The following is a 16,301-nucleotide window of genomic DNA, read 5'->3' on the forward strand; positions in this document are numbered from 1 at the left end:
CTTGTAAAAAACTGACAGCTTTCTCGGTAAATGAAATTAACGAGCCACTTGAGAAGGGGAAACGCCGTAGGTCTGTTTAAACGCTTTGCTGAAATGCGCTTGATCATAGAAACCGATTTGATGAGCGACGTCGGTACCACATTGACCAGCTTGCAGTAACTTCATGCCTTGTTCAAGGCGCAGGCGTGCGAACCATGCATAAGGCGTCATGCCAGTTTGCGCTTTAAAGTGGCGCTGGAACTGAGTTGGGCTCAGTTGGCACAGCTCTGAAAGTGAATCCAAACGCACCGCTTGGTCAAGGTTAGCCATTAGATAATCTTTTAACGTCCCAAGCGATTGGTTTCCTAGCGGCACCACTTTTTGTCGCTCAAGCGATCCGTAGCGATCAAAAAGTTGGTTAAATCCTTCAAAAGGAAGGCAATCTTTGGTGAGTTGGCTGAGGTTTTCACGACGAAGCAGCCCGTGTAAGTTACTAAGTTGTGAAAATATCTGCGGATCCGAGATGATCAGTTCGTTGAAGTGTATTATTTGACCGTTTTGCTTAAGATCAGCCAGATCGCTCAATAGATGAGGTTCGATCGCAAACACATTTACTTCGTAGCCACTCTCGAGCTTAGATTGCCCGTCGTGCAGCTCATCCGGCGGCATAATCACAATTTGCCCGTGACCAACTTGGTGGCTGTTACCTTGGTATTGGAACTTCTGCGCACCATGCGTGATCAGGCCGAGATGAAAATCCAGATGGTAATGCCTTTGAAAAGCAAATTTCTGGTATTTCGCCTCTATTAGACTCAAGTTGTCATGGTCGGTTGCGTAGTACTGAATATGTTCCATTAAATAAAAAAGCTTGGTCACATTATGACCAAGCTTATCTGGCAATTTCTAACTTGTCTTGTAAAAAACGATCACTGTGGCTGAACGATTCGGCGTGAGCGACGGTTATTACGTAATCCATCAAAGCTAAACACGACTAGTGCTCCCCAAATAAAGACGAAAGTGATCGCTTTATCCATGGTAAAGGGTTCGCCATACATCAATACTGCAAGTAAAAACATTAAGCTTGGGCCTATATATTGGAAAAAGCCCAAAGTCGATAATTTGAGTCTTGTTGCTGCACCCGTAAAGCACAGCAGTGGCAGGGTTGTTATAACCCCAGCCGCGATCAACAAACTATTTAACGTAAGTGGATTCGTAAGCATATTTGAGGTTGGTGTATCGGCAATAAAAAGCAAATAAACAGCGGCCACTGGCAGTAGAAGTAATGTCTCGATAAACAAGCCAGTTTTTGCATCGACACTGACTTTCTTTCTTAATAAGCCATAAAAGCCGAAGCTCATTGCTAACGCCATCGCAACAACAGGTACGGAGCCAAATACAATCAGTTGAACGAGTACGCCACAACCTGCCAATACAACCGCGAACCACTGTAATTTACGCAGTCGCTCACCAAGGAAGACCATCCCGAGTAAGACGTTGATCAGTGGGTTAATGTAATAACCTAAGCTGGCGTCGAGCATATGATTCGAGTTTACCGCCCAAATGAAAATCAACCAATTACCGCCAATTAGCATGGAACTTGCGATCAGGTAAGCGATTTTCGTTTTGTCTTTCGCGATGTGGTAAGCCGAGCGCCAGTGACGGCCAAAATGGAGGAGTGCAGCAAGCAAAAAGAAAGACCATATCACTCGGTGGCTTAGAATTTCCAAAGGAGATACTTGTGCGATGGACTTAAAGTACATCGGCGCAATGCCCCACATGGTATACGCACCAATCGCTAGCAAGATACCTTGCCGCGCGCGTTGTTGTTCGTCTTCTGGTGTCATGAAGTGTCACCTAATTGTGTGTTTTATAGAGCAGAAAATCAGTATACGAGTCGTGATGCGAAACACCTAACAATTTGCGGTTTTATTCACCATGAAACCCCATTACAATGTGCCCTCACTTTGTGTGCCAGTGGTATGCATAAGCACCTCTTTTTTAAGACCCAATCTGAGACTTTTCATGACCTCGACCTTGTTAGCCGAACAATCTGATTCGCCTGTAACGCCTCAACGTGTGTTGGAGGATGTGTTTGGTTACCAAGAGTTCCGTGATGGTCAGCAGTTGGTGATTGATGCTGCGGTAGAAGGTCGCGACAGCTTAGTTATCCTGCCTACTGGTGGCGGTAAGTCGCTGTGTTATCAAATCCCTGCTTTGGTTCGCTCTGGCATTACTTTGGTGATTTCTCCGCTTATTTCGCTGATGAAAGACCAAGTGGACCAGCTTAAAGCCAACGGTGTAGCGGCTGAATGCATTAACTCGACCATGCCTCGTGAAGAACTGCTCAGCGTGTATAACCGCATGCACACTGGTCATCTTAAGTTGGTGTACGTCTCGCCAGAACGCGTATTGATGCGTGATTTCATTGAGCGCTTGGAAAACTTGCCGCTATCGATGATTGCCGTCGATGAAGCGCACTGTATTTCCCAGTGGGGACACGACTTCCGTCCAGAATATGCCGCGCTTGGTCAACTTAAGCAGCAGTTTTCCCATGTGCCATTTATGGCGCTGACGGCGACCGCAGATGACGCAACGCGCCGAGATATTCTTGAACGTCTGCAACTGAATAATCCAGAGGTTTACCTAGGCAGCTTCGACCGTCCTAACATTCGCTACAACTTAGTTGAGAAGCACAAGCCGGTTTCGCAAATCGTTCGTTATCTTGAAACCCAAAAGGGTAACTGCGGCATCATCTATTGTGGTAGCCGTAAGAAAGTTGAGATGGTGACCGAGAAGCTGTGCAACAACCACATTCGTGCTGCTGGTTATCACGCCGGTATGGACGCTGATGAGCGCGCTTACGTTCAAGAAGCTTTCCAACGTGATGACATCCAAATTGTAGTGGCGACCGTGGCATTCGGTATGGGCATCAACAAACCAAACGTGCGTTTTGTGGTTCACTTTGATATCCCGCGCAACATCGAGTCTTACTATCAGGAAACGGGTCGTGCAGGGCGTGATGGTCTACCTGCCGAAGCGATGATGTTGTATGACCCAGCGGACATCAGTTGGCTGCGTCGTATGTTGGATGAGAAAGACGATGGTCCACAGAAGCAGGTGGAAACCCACAAACTGAATGCGATGAGTGCCTTTGCTGAGGCGCAAACTTGTCGTCGTCAGGTGCTATTAAATTACTTTGGTGAGTATCGTGAGAAGCCATGTGGCAACTGTGATATTTGCTTAGATCCACCGAAGCACTTTGATGCAACAGAAGAAGCACGTAAGGCGTTGTCTTGTGTGTACCGAGTGAATCAGAGCTTTGGTATGGGCTACGTGGTAGAGGTGCTACGTGGTATGCAAAACATTCGTGTACGTGAAAATGGGCACGATAAGATTTCTACCTACGCGATAGGGCGCGATCACAGCCACGATTACTGGGTGAGTATCTTCCGTCAGTTAATCCACAAAGGGCTGTTGTTTCAAAACATCACGCGTAACTCAACGCTGCAACTTACCGAAGAGGCGCGTCCGCTGCTGCGTGGCGATGTGACTCTGGAGTTAGCGGTTCCGCGTTTAGACACCGCAGCACGCGCGGCGAAGTCGGACAAACTGACCAGCAAGAACTACGACAAAAAGCTGTTTGCTAAGTTACGTAAGCTGCGTAAGTCGATTGCTGATGAAGATGGTTTGCCACCATACGTGGTCTTCAGTGATGCGACTCTGATTGATATGGCGGAAATTCTGCCAACGTCTTACGGCGAAATGCTGGCAGTCAGCGGTGTTGGTCAGCGCAAACTAGAGAAGTACGCCGACCCATTCCTCGATTTGATTCAAGAACACATTACTCACCACGGATAAGGAACCAAGATGCAAAAGGAATTTGGCTTAGCGGACTACATGGCACAAGAAGGGCGCTTAATCATTACCGCGCCGAGCTTTGACCTTGATAGCTTTCCTGCTTTAGGTGAGCGTTTAGTTAGTTTGCTTTCTGCTACTGTGGTGGAAAAGCAGTGGGATGCGGACATTCACTCTTGGCTGATCGACTTTGAAGGTTGCCGACTGTTTATGAAAGCAGAGCATTACAGCGAAGCGATTTGGTTTGAAGCGTTAGCGATTGAAGAGAGCAGGGAAGAGTTGGATTATCTCGCAGGATTGTTTCAACGCGGCTTCTAAAAATAGAACTTTCTTGAAAGGGTGTTTCACATGAAACACCCTTTTTTATGCTCAAACGTTTGCGTAAAACAGACGACTTGCGGCGAAAAGTGGTTAATGTATAATCGCCCACCGCTTCGCTCAGAAAGAGCCAAGCCAGTTTATTTTTCATTTTACATTGTTGGTAAGAGCCACTTTATTCAGTGACTCGATTTGGGTTCCCTCACCCCCAAACCAAACTAAAAAGGTATCGCATGAGTAACTTTACCCCTGCGCAGCAGCGCAACGCCCTTATCTATCTGGTTCTATTCCACCTAGTCATTATTGCATCTAGCAATTACCTAGTTCAGCTACCGTTTACTATTTTCGGTTTCCATACCACTTGGGGCGCATTCACTTTCCCATTTATATTCCTAGCGACTGACTTAACTGTGCGTATTTTCGGTGCTCAGTTGGCGCGTAAGATCATCTTCTTAGTGATGTTGCCTGCTTTGGCAGTGTCTTACTTCTTATCGGTGGTGTTCTTCGAAGGTCAATTCCAAGGTTTTGGTCACCTAGGGGAATTTAACTTATTCGTTGCTCGTATCGCGATTGCTAGCTTCATGGCGTACCTACTTGGTCAGATCATGGATGTGCACGTGTTCAACCGCCTACGTCAAATGAAGCAATGGTGGGTGGCACCAACGTGTTCAACGCTTTTCGGTAATGCACTTGATACCATCGCTTTCTTCGCCATTGCGTTCTATCAAAGCCCAGATCCATTTATGGCAGAGCATTGGACGGAAATCGCGCTGGTGGATTACGGCTTCAAACTGATTATCAGTCTTGGTTTGTTCGTTCCGATGTACGGCGTATTACTGAATTACCTAATTAAGAAGCTGACTGAGGTGAACCCTGACTTTAAGGTGACGACAAGCGTTCAGTCTTAATATCAGTGGGAACCCCGAAAGCCGCTTGCTCAAATCAAGCGGCTTTTTTGTGCCTGTTTACTTGGGTTTAGAGCGTTTTGTACAGCGTGGGGAGTAATTAGATCATGGGTGTCCAAAAGCTCCCTGAGCTGTACGAAGGTAAAAATGAGCAGTAAAAAAGGTCCCGAGTGAGACCTTTTAATCGAAGGTACGGCACGTAGAGGAAGCTCGCTGGTGAAATGGCTAACAGAGCATCTTCTCAATCAAAATGGCTTTTTGCGCATCGAAGGCGCCAAGTTGCAGGCCGTTATCCCAGCTGATGCTTTGATTGAACATCGCCAACATCAAACCGACACTGCGTTGATTGGCGTCCTGCCAGCAATCAGACTCGCTGTACTCTCCATCATTTATCGCGTTGCCATTAACGAGAATGGGCTCGAAACGCCATTTTTCTCCGACACGGTAGTAGCCTTTGCTGGTTAAGGTCTGGTTGGATTGAATCGTTAGATTGTGCTCGATGCCCGGTTCACCTGTTAGTTCAAATACAAACCTTAGCTGGTGGTCGTCACATTGCAGCTCAACGATCAGTTGGCCGTTTTCCTCAACCAGTGTTGATTGAGAGTAGTCTCCGAAGCAATGCAGCAACCAAGAAATAGGGTGGCTAGCTGTCTCAAGAAACCACTCTTTGAGCGTGAAGGTGCCTGGTAGATTAACTTGGGTGACTAGATTGACCACACAAGGTTGGGTTTGCGAGGCGAGCCACTTCTCTATCGTCTTGGCGGTCTCTAGCTGAGCAAAGGCGTAATTAACCAATAGGTTGGAGTTCGGTTGCTGCCAGTGAGTGATGTCGGAATTCAATCCCACCAATGGCTTTTCACAAATTAGCTTGGTTGAACCTAACTTCTTAATTATCTCTGCATGAGTATGCGCAGGTGTCGCGATTGTCACTACATCAAGTTGCTTGAGTGCGCTGATGTTCGTTTCTGCCTTTGGGATTGCTTCTTCACTGCACGCTTGCTGAAGCGGTTCTATTTGGTTGGCGCATAACGTTGTGACCGATACACCATTGTTTCTATAGTGCGGAATGTGCGTGCGTCCCCAGTTGATTCCTATGATGCCGGCTTGCTGGATTTGCTCTGATTTGTTGAAACGTTCACTCAATGGCGGCAAGGCAATTCGTTCATCGGTTAGACGTTGGTCATGGTGATAGTCATTGCTTGGCAGCACTTGCCATGGCTTGTTGTAATGCTGTTTGAGTGCACAAACGAGTTCGTAGAAATTCCACTTATCCTTTAAGTTGCTATCAAGATGGTATAAACCGGCTTCGTTCCGCTCAATAAGCTGCAAAAAGGCGAGTGCAGTATCGTCCATATGAGAAGTCGCGGGATACCAAGCTGTGCTAGCGGTAATAACGCCGTACTCTTCATGTTGGCGGTTGAGATGCGCCAACATGTTATTGCCTTCTGCTTGGTGATGGAGCTGCCAACCAATTCGAGCAACCATCGCATCTGGATTTGCTTGCCAGATTGCATCTTCACAACGAACTTTGTATTTGCCGTAATCATCTTGGGTGTTTCTTTCTTCAAAGATGCCATAAGGCCCGTTTTTTGTGGCATCAAATACCATTGCTGTGCTGACAAAGAGGTAAGGAATATTATGGCGTTTGCAGTGCTCACCAAGCCACGCTGCCCACGCTTCACTCCCCATCGCCATATGGCACACCGCATCAATGTGGTGCTGCTGCCAAAATTGCTCACTTTGCTGTAGATCATCCGGCGGGATTTGATGGTGATTCCATTCCAATACATTCCAGCCGCGAAGTTGGAACTGATGAGCAACTATAGGGGCGAGAGTGCCAGTTAAGCCAGTCATTAAAACGGTTTTCATTATGGTGCATCTTGGTTGGCTAAATCGTGTTTATCAATAAAGCATGGCTGTTTTTCGATGTAGAGCGGAGAAGCTGAGATTTTTGCTGGGCAGCACGTTTTGTAGGGGAAATAGAAGCAAAAAAGCCCAAGCGAACGCCTGGGCTTTAGTATTGTAAGGCAGTGATATTCGCTTATTTTGCTACGATATTTAATGGCCAGCCGATGTCTGTCTGACGGTTGGATTCAATTTCCAACTCAGCCGCAGTCAGTGGGTTTTTCTCTAGCCATTGCGCATCAATGTGTAACGTTAGATTGTCGCCTTCAACCGTTAGAGTCACATTTGGCTCTAGATCAGGATTGCGACGATGGCTGAGCAGAACCGCAAGACGCAACAATCTCAATACTCGTTTTGCACTCGAGCCTGATAATGCATGCTGCTCAGGTAAAGAAGTGAGTTGTTCGCGATAGCGACGAGCCACTTCACCAATAAAGAACTTCTGCGCGCGCGTGTAACCAGGCAGATCCAAATTCTGCAGCAAGTAAGCACTATGCTCTCCGCCTTTTTTGAAATCGATAGTTAAGCCAATTTCATGCAGTTTTGCGGCGGTCTCGAGTAATATCTTGCCCTGAGGCTCTGTAATCCACTCATCGCCCCCAGCTTGCTGTAAAAGCGTGTGTGCCAGACTAGCGACTTGTTCACCGTATTGGTGATCGAGCTGATAACGATTTTGTACGCTAGCGATAGTGCGGGCACGAATGTCTTCTTGACGAAGCTCTTCAACCATCTCATACACTAAGCCTTCGCGTAGTGCGCCGCCAGCCAGTGTCATAGCATCGATTTCAAGCAATTCAAAAACGGCAATCAAAATAGAGAGGCCACTAGGGAACACTAATGCGCGCTCAAGTGTTAAGCCTTCAATATCGAGCTCTTCTAAATGGTCGGCCAACATGGCTTGCTTCTGTAGACGCTTGAGTTTGGAGTGAGTGATTACTTCGTCCATGCCTTGCGCCAGCATTATCTCTTGCAATGCCTGAACAGTGCCTGATGCACCAACGCACACATCCCAACCAATTTCTGTATAACGTTCTAAAATCGGCTGGATGGTCTGTTTCGCTCCTTCAATTGCCGCGTCAAAGTTACGAGCATTCAATTGGCGATCTTTAAAGAAGTTTTCAAGCCAAGTCACGCAGCCCATTTTTAAGCTGGTCAGTGCTTTGGCTTCGAAACCTTCACCGATAATCAGTTCGGTACTTGCTCCACCGATATCGACTACAAGGCGACGACCACTACCGCCAGAGGTGTGAGCGACACCTTTATAGATAGTGGCAGCTTCTTCTTCACCAGTAATCACTTCGATAGGCTGGCCTAGAATTTGGTTAGCCTTTTCTAAAAATACATCTACATTGGTCGCGGTACGTAATGTTGCAGTACCGACGATGCGAATGTTTTGTTTAGGAATGTCCTGCAAGCGTTCCGCAAATAGACTTAAGCAGTCCCATCCTCGCTGCATAGCTTCCATACTAAGAGAATTATGTTCATCTAAGCCCGCTGCTAGACGAACTTTGCGCTTAATTTTAGCCATTGTTTGAACGCTGCCATCGATGTGACGCACAACGAGCATGTGAAAACTGTTCGACCCGAGGTCGATGGCGGCATATAGCGGTGATGATCCTGCTTGACTCATAAAACGAACTCAGTTTCCTATTACGATTGTTTTGGTGCCGATTGACGCGGTTGGCGTGGACGACGTCCCTGCGGCTTACGGTTACCAGAACCAGAACGGGTACCGCCAGTATTCGTGCGGCGCTGTTGGTTGCGTGGTGCACGCATACGAATCGGAGCTGGTAGATCTTGAATCAGTGCCGACGAATCGTACTCTGAAACTGGGATTGTATGCTCAATGTATTCTTCGATTGCTGGTAGGTTAACCGCGTACTCTTCACAAGCAAAACTGATCGAATGACCGCTCGCACCAGCGCGACCAGTACGGCCAATACGGTGAACATAATCTTCACAGTCGTCAGGAAGGTCGTAGTTGAAAACGTGCGTTACCTGAGGAATATGCAGACCACGCGCTGCAACGTCAGTTGCAACTAAGATGTCGACATAACCTTTGGTGAATTGCTCAAGAATCTTCTCACGCTTCTTCTGCGGTACATCGCCAGTAAGAAGGCCTACACGATGTCCATCGGCAGCCAAATGACCCCAAACCGATTCACACTTATGCTTGGTATTGGCAAAAATGATAGCGCGATCTGGCCACTCTTCTTCAATTAGTGTTTGAAGCAGTGCCATTTTGTCTTCATTCGAAGGGTAGAAAAGCTCTTCCTGGATACGGTGGCCAGTTTTTTGTTCTGGTTCGACAACGACATGCTCAGGAGTATTCATGTGTTCGAATGCCAGTTCTTGAACGCGGTAAGAAAGCGTAGCTGAGAACAGCATGTTCAAACGCTCTTTTGGTTCTGGCATACGACGGAACAAGAAGCGAATGTCTTTAATAAAGCCAAGATCGAACATGCGGTCGGCTTCGTCCAGAACAACAGCTTGAATGTTGTTGAGGTTAAATACGCGCTGTTTGTAGAAATCGATGATACGGCCTGTTGTTCCGATCAGAATATCTACGCCGTCTTGCAGTTTCGCAAGTTGCTTGTCGTAGCTTTCACCACCGTAAGCTAGAGCGGTTTTTAGACCTGTGCTTTCAGTTAATGATTCTGCATCATTGTAAATCTGAATAGCGAGCTCACGTGTAGGCGCCATAATAATTGCGCGTGGCTGTGTAGGCTTACGACCTTCATGTTCCGGAGTCGTCAGAAGGTGGTTGAACGTAGCAGTAAGAAACGCGAGCGTTTTACCAGTACCCGTTTGGGCCTGGCCTGCGATGTCTTGGCCGGTGAGCAGGACCGGCAACGCCAAGGCTTGGATAGGGGTACAAAATTCGAACCCTTTTTTGTCCAATCCTTCAATAACTTGGGGCTTTAAGCCCAAATCGGCGAACTTTTGCTCTGTGATATGCGTCTTTTTCATGGCTATAGAATATCAGCTAAAGCTTGCAATACGAAAGTAAATACATTCCAATAGGGCATCTAATTACTGGTTATCATCCAACCAGTTTCGAAAAACACATTGGAGTGGAAGATGAGTGATAAGATTTTGCAGCTAACTGATGACGGTTTTGAAAACGATGTAATCAACGCTGCAGGCCCGGTTCTAGTGGATTTTTGGGCAGAATGGTGTGGTCCTTGTAAAATGATCGCTCCTATTTTGGACGAAATCGCAGACGAGTACGAAGGCAAACTCACTATCGGTAAACTAAACATCGACCATAACGCAGGTACACCACCTAAGTTTGGTATTCGCGGCATTCCAACGCTATTACTATTTAAAGATGGTAACGTAGCGGCAACGAAAGTAGGTGCTCTGTCTAAAACTCAACTGAAAGAGTTCCTAGACGCAAACTTATAATCACCAAGTGATTACAGATAAAACCGTGCAAAGTTACAATGCACGGTTTTGTTTTTCTAACTCTGGACTAGAATACTAATTAGTGCTAACTTATCGCGCGTTAATTGAACAAATTTCTCTTCTTGGTCGATCCTGAGACCAAATCCATCTTAACTAGAAAACAGATCTTATTTTGACTAAACAAGAATCCACCACCATGAACCTTACCGAACTGAAGAACAGACCTGTGTCTGACCTTGTAAAACTGGGCGAAAGCTTAGGATTAGAGAACCTAGCTCGCTTAAGAAAACAAGACATCATCTTCGCGATTTTAAAAGCGCACGCGAAAGGCGGCGAAGACATCTTTGGCGATGGGGTTCTGGAAATTCTGCAAGACGGCTTTGGTTTCCTACGCAGTGCAGATAGTTCATACCTTGCGGGTCCGGACGATATCTACGTATCACCAAGTCAGATTCGTCGCTTTAACCTACGTACTGGTGACTCTATCGCTGGTAAAATTCGTCCACCAAAAGACGGTGAACGTTACTTTGCCCTTCTAAAAGTCAATACCGTTAACGACGATAAACCAGACAACGCCCGTAACAAGATCCTATTTGAAAACCTTACCCCTCTACATGCGAATGAGCGCATGGTTATGGAGCGTGGTAACGGTTCAACAGAAGACATTACAGCACGTGTTTTAGACTTGGCATCGCCAATCGGTAAAGGTCAACGTGGTCTGATTGTTGCTCCGCCTAAAGCGGGTAAAACAATGCTTCTGCAAAACATCGCGCAAAGCATCGCGTACAACCACCCAGAGTGTGAGTTGATGGTTCTTCTTATCGACGAACGTCCAGAAGAAGTAACTGAGATGCAGCGCCTAGTTAAAGGTGAAGTGGTTGCGTCGACTTTCGATGAGCCAGCATCTCGTCACGTACAAGTAGCGGAAATGGTGATCGAGAAAGCAAAACGTCTTGTTGAACATAAGAAAGACGTGGTTATCTTGCTTGACTCTATCACTCGTCTAGCTCGTGCTTACAACACCGTAGTGCCTTCATCAGGTAAAGTACTAACTGGTGGTGTGGATGCAAACGCATTACATCGTCCTAAGCGTTTCTTCGGTGCTGCACGTAACGTAGAAGAAGGCGGCAGCCTAACTATCATCGCAACGGCACTAGTAGATACTGGTTCTAAAATGGATGAAGTTATCTACGAAGAGTTCAAGGGTACAGGTAACATGGAACTGCACTTGAACCGTAAGATTGCTGAGAAGCGTGTATTCCCTGCGATTGACTTTAACCGCTCAGGTACACGTCGTGAAGAGCTACTGACGAAGACTGACGAACTACAGAAGATGTGGATTCTGCGTAAGATCGTTCACCCAATGGGCGAAATCGACGCAATGGAGTTCCTAATCGATAAGCTAGCGATGACGAAGACCAACGATGAGTTCTTCGATGCGATGCGTCGTCAATAATCTCAGATAAGTGATTCTGCGAAAAGCCACCGTATATCGGTGGCTTTTTTATTGCTTTCTCCCGATAGAAGTATCAGAATGAAGGAAATGTTATCGGGAGGTTAACATGCAACAAGGAATGTTGTCGTCATTACTCCTGAGCTTGTCACTTATCACTCTACCTGCGACATTATCTGCCAAGGAAATGCATGAGTCTGTAGTAGAACAGTGGCTTCAGGATACTCAAATACAGACTAAAGTCTCTGAACTGCTTGATTACGCTGTCAGAGATGAAGTCGACTCGCTTAAATTTGCCCTTGATCGACTTGCTTTGCCTCAACAAGAGGTGGTGCGCTTTCAATTATTGGAAAAGCTTGAAAAGCAAGATGTGATTCTCACGCCTCGAATGGCTCTGTTTGTTGAGTCCCAGATCCGTATGACCCCGACTTATCAAGTGTTAGAGCGAGGTGATGGGTATGAATTTAGTGTGCCCGCTTTTAACTTTCCCGTTATTGCGAGTCGCTTGATTAAGCGTTGGAAACAAGACCAAAGTACCTTGGACTTTGTCTTACAAGCTGAACGAAGAGAGCTTAACTTAAAGCAATGGCTTACAGGGCCATCTCAACAAGCTCAAGCGCGTGAAGCGCTTTTGATTCGAGAGTTAGACAGCTTATCACCCAATGCGCTTGCTGCATTAACGGCCCAGTTAACCAAAGCAAATGTGACCAGTTGGTTACCCTCGACGGCCGTGATAGTCAGGTTGGCACAAGTTAGTCAGGATGAGGAAGTGTACAACTTACTCTGGCGGATGAAAGCCGATTACAACAGCCAGTCCGAACTTGAGCGTTTAGCTGCGGTTGGAGACGTTTTTTCCATTCAGCAACTGATGAATGCCACAGTTAACCCATCACTCAAGCCAGAAGCTATTAGTCTACTTACAAAATCTAACCCTCTATCTCCGCAAGTAAAGCAGTTTCTAGTTAGAAAAATGGCGTTATCAGAAGAAGCAACCATGGTTGCTCGAGAGCTTGCTCAACAAGGGCATCAAATCTGGTTGGAAGAGTTAGTATCTTCGAACCATCAGATAAAGACTCGGCAGATTGAACAAGTATTAAAGTAATCTTGCTCACATACCCACACAAAATAGGAGGATCTTAGCGTCCTCCTATTTGTTATACTGCGGACAGTTTAATCAGCCAGCATGAAGGCCTATGAGTTTTAAGGATTTACGCGAATTTATCGACCACCTAGAACAGAAAGGTCGACTTAAACGCATCACTCACCCTGTCGATCCCGCTTATGAAATGACAGAAATCAGCGACCGCACCTTGCGTGCTGGTGGACCTGCGCTGTTGTTTGAGAACCCAATCGGCTACGACGTACCTGTTTTGACTAACCTGTTTGGTACACCAGAGCGTGTCGCAATCGGTATGGGACGTGAAGACGTTAAAGAATTAAGAGAAGTCGGTAAGCTGCTGGCTTATTTAAAAGAACCTGAGCCACCAAAAGGCTTCAAAGACGCTTTAGAAAAACTGCCTGTGTTCAAACAAGTATTGAACATGCCGGCTAAGCGTTTACGTAAAGCACCATGCCAAGACATTGTTTGGCAAGGTGATGAAGTCGACTTGGATAAAATTCCGGTAATGAGCTGCTGGGCAGAAGATGTAGCGCCGCTGCTTACTTGGGGCTTAACCGTAACCAAAGGTCCAAATAAGAAACGTCAGAACCTAGGCATTTACCGTCAGCAGAAAATTGCCAAGAACAAAATCATCATGCGTTGGTTAGCCCATCGTGGTGGTGCGCTTGATCTGCGCGATTGGATGGAAACCAACCCAGGTAAACCTTTCCCAGTTTCGGTCGCGTTTGGTGCAGACCCAGCAACCATTCTTGGCGCAGTAACACCAGTGCCAGATACGCTATCGGAATACGCATTTGCAGGTTTGCTACGTGGAAGCAAAACGGAAGTCGTGAAGTCAGTCAGCAACGATTTGGAAGTGCCAGCGAGCGCGGAAATCGTGATGGAAGGCTATATCGACCCGAACGAGTTTGCTGATGAAGGTCCTTACGGTGACCACACTGGCTACTATAACGAAAAAGAAAAGCACCACGTATTTACTATTACGCACATTACTATGCGTAAAGACCCTATTTATCACAGCACCTACACAGGTCGTCCGCCAGATGAACCAGCTGTATTGGGTGTGGCATTAAACGAAGTGTTTGTGCCTATTTTGCAAAAGCAATTCCCAGAGATTGAAGACTTCTATCTTCCGCCAGAAGGTTGTTCGTACCGAATGGCCGTCGTCACCATGAAGAAGCAGTACCCAGGACATGCCAAGCGCGTAATGATGGGCGTGTGGTCTTTCTTACGTCAATTCATGTATACCAAGTTTGTTATTGTGTGCGATGAATCGGTAAACGCACGAGATTGGAATGATGTCGTGAAAGCCATGTCAGAGCATATGGATCCTGTACGTGATACCTTGATGATAGATAACACGCCAATCGACTCGCTCGACTTTGCTTCACCAGTGGTTGGGCTTGGCTCCAAAATGGGCTTGGATGCGACCATTAAATGGGATGCCGAGCTGGCGACGCGAACCGAGGTCACTGAGCGAGACAGCAAAGCGATTACCGAAGCAGAACTGAATGAGTTGAAACAGCAACGCCCTGAGATTGTTGACGTCTATCTTCCAGTTACAGCAAACAACCAATTTGCTGTCGTGACTATGAAGAAAGACCAAGCTGGTCAATCCCAAGAATTGATGGAATATCTATGGGGCTTCTTTGCTCAGTACACGGATAACAAATTCATCATTTTGTGCGACGATGACGTTAATGCACGAGATTGGAATGACATCATTTGGGCGGTGACAACTCGAATGGACCCAGATAGAGACACGATTCAAGTGCTTGGTAAGACTGAGAGTTCATCCAAATTAGGACTGGATGCGACCAACAAGTTCGAATCTGAAGTCACGCGCGAGTGGGGTACGCCTATCAAAAAAGATCCTAAACTTGTGGCTAAAGTCGATGAGATTTGGGACCAGTTAGGTATTCTATGAGTCATCAAGTCCACCTTCTACCAATGGACGTTGCATTCCAAGTAAAAGAAGGGGAGACGGTGTTAGAAGCTGCGCTCAACAACAATATTCGCTTCCCACACCGTTGCCAAGTTGGCGCTTGCGCCATGTGCATGTGTAAAAAGCTAACGGGCGAGGTGAGCTATCACCTCGAACCTATGCTAACCGAAAAAGAGCAACAGCAAGGTTGGATATTCCCTTGCCAAGCCTATACAGAAAGTAATTTAGTGCTTACTTTTGACGAGTAAGCGAGAGGAACACCATGACCATCCAATGTAAAGTAAAGTCTATTCAGCCGTTAGCTTGTAATACTTACCAAATCCTTCTTCATCCAGAATCACCAGTGCCTTTTAAAGCGGGTCAGTACCTAATGGTGGTGATGGGTGAAAAAGACAAACGTCCTTTCTCTATCGCAAGCAGCCCTTGTCGTCATGAAGGTGAACTTGAACTGCACATCGGTGCGGCGGAACACAACGCTTATGCACAAGAAGTTGTCGAAGCAATGCAAGCGGCGCTTGAAACTGATGGTCAGATTGAAATTGATGCGCCACATGGCGATGCTTGGGTTCAAGAAGAAAGCGAACGCCCATTATTATTAATTGCTGGTGGTACAGGCTTCAGTTATGTTCGCTCGATTCTGGATCACTGCGTAGCGCAGAATAAAACCAATCCTATCTATTTATATTGGGGCGCGCGCGATAACTGCCAGCTTTATGCTAAAGACGAACTGGTCGAGATTGCCGACAAGTTTGCCAATGTTCACTTTGTGCCAGTAGTAGAAGAAGCTCCTGCAGACTGGCAAGGTAAAGTTGGTAACGTGCTACAAGCTGTAGCTGAAGATTTCGAAAGCTTAGAAAACTACGATATCTATATTGCAGGTCGTTTTGAAATGGCTGGCGCAGCACGTGAACAGTTCACTCAGAACAAGAAAGCGAAGAGCGAACGTATGTTCGCAGACGCGTACGCATTCATTTAAATACGGCTTTTAAGGCAGAAAAAGAGGGTTTTTTACCCTCTTTTTTGCTTTTTTGATGAAATAGTCATCGAACAGTCATTTTTTTCCATTTTTTTTCAAAAAAGGGTTGCGAACGGATCTGAGTTCCCTATAATGCGCATCCACCGACACGGCAGATGCGATAAGGCTTCAGCAGGGTCGGAGAGGTGAAAGCTTCTACGAAAAATAAAATTGAAAAAGTGTTTGACACTGTCAATTAAATCGCTAGAATGCACCTCCGCTTTGAGAGAAAAACTTCTCGCAAAGCAAGCTCTTTAACAATATAGACCTATCAATCTGTGTGGGCACTCGTTGATGATAATCCAATTAGAAGCTTCGGCTTCAAATTAGGTTTCAATGAAACGAAGTGACCATTGAATCGAAAGATTCAGCACAGTCAATTCAAACATTACTTATGT

At 46.3% G+C, this 16,301-nt stretch carries 14 protein-coding genes; 9 read left to right on the forward strand and 5 right to left on the reverse strand.

Annotated features, from left to right (window positions below):
* Positions 1–36 precede the first annotated feature (36 nt).
* Together R7Q46_RS22080 and rarD are read right to left on the reverse strand one after the other, a co-directional pair.
* The gene (locus R7Q46_RS22080) at positions 37–834 is read right to left on the reverse strand and encodes an AraC family transcriptional regulator (protein WP_005382915.1); all 798 of its coding nucleotides are present in this window, start codon (positions 832–834) and stop codon (positions 37–39) included.
* A gap of 71 nt (positions 835–905) precedes the next feature.
* Positions 906–1,823: an EamA family transporter RarD gene (gene rarD / locus R7Q46_RS22085; RefSeq protein WP_005378774.1), complete on the reverse strand. Its 918-nt coding sequence runs from the start codon at positions 1,821–1,823 to the stop codon at positions 906–908.
* A 178-nt stretch (positions 1,824–2,001) separates the two neighbouring features.
* Between rarD and recQ the strand changes: the two genes are divergently transcribed.
* The 3 genes from recQ to R7Q46_RS22100 all read left to right on the forward strand — a co-directional run bounded on the left by recQ (position 2,002) and on the right by R7Q46_RS22100 (position 5,060).
* Positions 2,002–3,837 (forward strand): ATP-dependent DNA helicase RecQ, encoded by a 1,836-nt coding sequence (gene recQ / locus R7Q46_RS22090; protein WP_005451195.1) that lies wholly within the window; start codon positions 2,002–2,004, stop codon positions 3,835–3,837.
* A 9-nt stretch (positions 3,838–3,846) separates the two neighbouring features.
* The gene (locus tag R7Q46_RS22095) at positions 3,847–4,152 is read left to right on the forward strand and encodes a DUF3630 family protein (RefSeq protein ID WP_017633801.1); all 306 of its coding nucleotides are present in this window, start codon (positions 3,847–3,849) and stop codon (positions 4,150–4,152) included.
* A 233-nt stretch (positions 4,153–4,385) separates the two neighbouring features.
* Complete coding sequence (locus R7Q46_RS22100; RefSeq protein WP_033907317.1) at positions 4,386–5,060, forward strand: 7-cyano-7-deazaguanine/7-aminomethyl-7-deazaguanine transporter; 675 nt, start codon at positions 4,386–4,388, stop codon at positions 5,058–5,060.
* A 222-nt stretch (positions 5,061–5,282) separates the two neighbouring features.
* Here the strand turns inward: R7Q46_RS22100 and R7Q46_RS22105 are convergent, their stop codons facing one another.
* The 3 genes from R7Q46_RS22105 to rhlB form a co-directional block, all read right to left on the reverse strand.
* Entirely contained in the window at positions 5,283–6,926 is a 1,644-nt protein-coding gene (locus R7Q46_RS22105; protein WP_262647734.1) for a sugar nucleotide-binding protein, read from the reverse strand.
* A gap of 172 nt (positions 6,927–7,098) precedes the next feature.
* A complete protein-coding gene (gppA, locus tag R7Q46_RS22110; RefSeq protein ID WP_053306516.1) occupies positions 7,099–8,592 on the reverse strand; it encodes a guanosine-5'-triphosphate,3'-diphosphate diphosphatase in 1,494 nt (497 codons plus the stop codon).
* Between the two features lie 20 nt (positions 8,593–8,612).
* Positions 8,613–9,932, reverse strand: a complete 1,320-nt coding sequence (gene rhlB / locus R7Q46_RS22115; protein WP_213872146.1) for an ATP-dependent RNA helicase RhlB — start codon at positions 9,930–9,932, stop codon at positions 8,613–8,615.
* Positions 9,933–10,043: 111 nt separating this feature from the next.
* On the opposite strand from rhlB, the gene trxA reads away from it, so the two are divergent.
* The 6 genes from trxA to fre all read left to right on the forward strand — a co-directional run bounded on the left by trxA (position 10,044) and on the right by fre (position 15,864).
* On the forward strand, positions 10,044–10,370 hold the full coding sequence (gene trxA, locus R7Q46_RS22120) for a thioredoxin TrxA (protein WP_004745500.1): 327 nt from the start codon (positions 10,044–10,046) through the stop codon (positions 10,368–10,370).
* Positions 10,371–10,566: 196 nt separating this feature from the next.
* Complete coding sequence (gene rho / locus R7Q46_RS22125) at positions 10,567–11,826, forward strand: transcription termination factor Rho (protein WP_005378757.1); 1,260 nt, start codon at positions 10,567–10,569, stop codon at positions 11,824–11,826.
* Between the two features lie 106 nt (positions 11,827–11,932).
* On the forward strand, positions 11,933–12,925 hold the full coding sequence (locus tag R7Q46_RS22130) for a hypothetical protein (RefSeq protein ID WP_262647735.1): 993 nt from the start codon (positions 11,933–11,935) through the stop codon (positions 12,923–12,925).
* 91 nt (positions 12,926–13,016) lie between these two features.
* A complete protein-coding gene (gene ubiD, locus R7Q46_RS22135) occupies positions 13,017–14,870 on the forward strand; it encodes a 4-hydroxy-3-polyprenylbenzoate decarboxylase (protein ID WP_085570149.1) in 1,854 nt (617 codons plus the stop codon).
* On the forward strand, positions 14,867–15,136 hold the full coding sequence (locus R7Q46_RS22140; RefSeq protein WP_206954917.1) for a 2Fe-2S iron-sulfur cluster-binding protein: 270 nt from the start codon (positions 14,867–14,869) through the stop codon (positions 15,134–15,136). Before ubiD ends, R7Q46_RS22140 begins: the two co-directional genes overlap by 4 nt.
* 14 nt (positions 15,137–15,150) lie before the next feature.
* Complete coding sequence (gene fre / locus R7Q46_RS22145) at positions 15,151–15,864, forward strand: NAD(P)H-flavin reductase (RefSeq protein ID WP_005382872.1); 714 nt, start codon at positions 15,151–15,153, stop codon at positions 15,862–15,864.
* Positions 15,865–16,301 lie beyond the last annotated feature (437 nt).

It is taken from the genome of Vibrio sp. 811, assembly GCF_033339195.1.

Coding starts and splice junctions, on each gene's coding strand:
- recQ (WP_005451195.1), top strand. CDS start 2,002: ATGACCTCGACCTTGTTAGCCGAACAATCTGATTCGCCTGTAACGCCT.
- R7Q46_RS22100 (WP_033907317.1), top strand. CDS start 4,386: ATGAGTAACTTTACCCCTGCGCAGCAGCGCAACGCCCTTATCTATCTG.
- R7Q46_RS22095 (WP_017633801.1), top strand. CDS start 3,847: ATGCAAAAGGAATTTGGCTTAGCGGACTACATGGCACAAGAAGGGCGC.
- gppA (WP_053306516.1), bottom strand. CDS start 8,592: ATGAGTCAAGCAGGATCATCACCGCTATATGCCGCCATCGACCTCGGG.
- R7Q46_RS22105 (WP_262647734.1), bottom strand. CDS start 6,926: ATGAAAACCGTTTTAATGACTGGCTTAACTGGCACTCTCGCCCCTATA.
- fre (WP_005382872.1), top strand. CDS start 15,151: ATGACCATCCAATGTAAAGTAAAGTCTATTCAGCCGTTAGCTTGTAAT.
- rarD (WP_005378774.1), bottom strand. CDS start 1,823: ATGACACCAGAAGACGAACAACAACGCGCGCGGCAAGGTATCTTGCTA.
- R7Q46_RS22140 (WP_206954917.1), top strand. CDS start 14,867: ATGAGTCATCAAGTCCACCTTCTACCAATGGACGTTGCATTCCAAGTA.
- ubiD (WP_085570149.1), top strand. CDS start 13,017: ATGAGTTTTAAGGATTTACGCGAATTTATCGACCACCTAGAACAGAAA.
- R7Q46_RS22130 (WP_262647735.1), top strand. CDS start 11,933: ATGCAACAAGGAATGTTGTCGTCATTACTCCTGAGCTTGTCACTTATC.
- trxA (WP_004745500.1), top strand. CDS start 10,044: ATGAGTGATAAGATTTTGCAGCTAACTGATGACGGTTTTGAAAACGAT.
- R7Q46_RS22080 (WP_005382915.1), bottom strand. CDS start 834: ATGGAACATATTCAGTACTACGCAACCGACCATGACAACTTGAGTCTA.
- rho (WP_005378757.1), top strand. CDS start 10,567: ATGAACCTTACCGAACTGAAGAACAGACCTGTGTCTGACCTTGTAAAA.
- rhlB (WP_213872146.1), bottom strand. CDS start 9,932: ATGAAAAAGACGCATATCACAGAGCAAAAGTTCGCCGATTTGGGCTTA.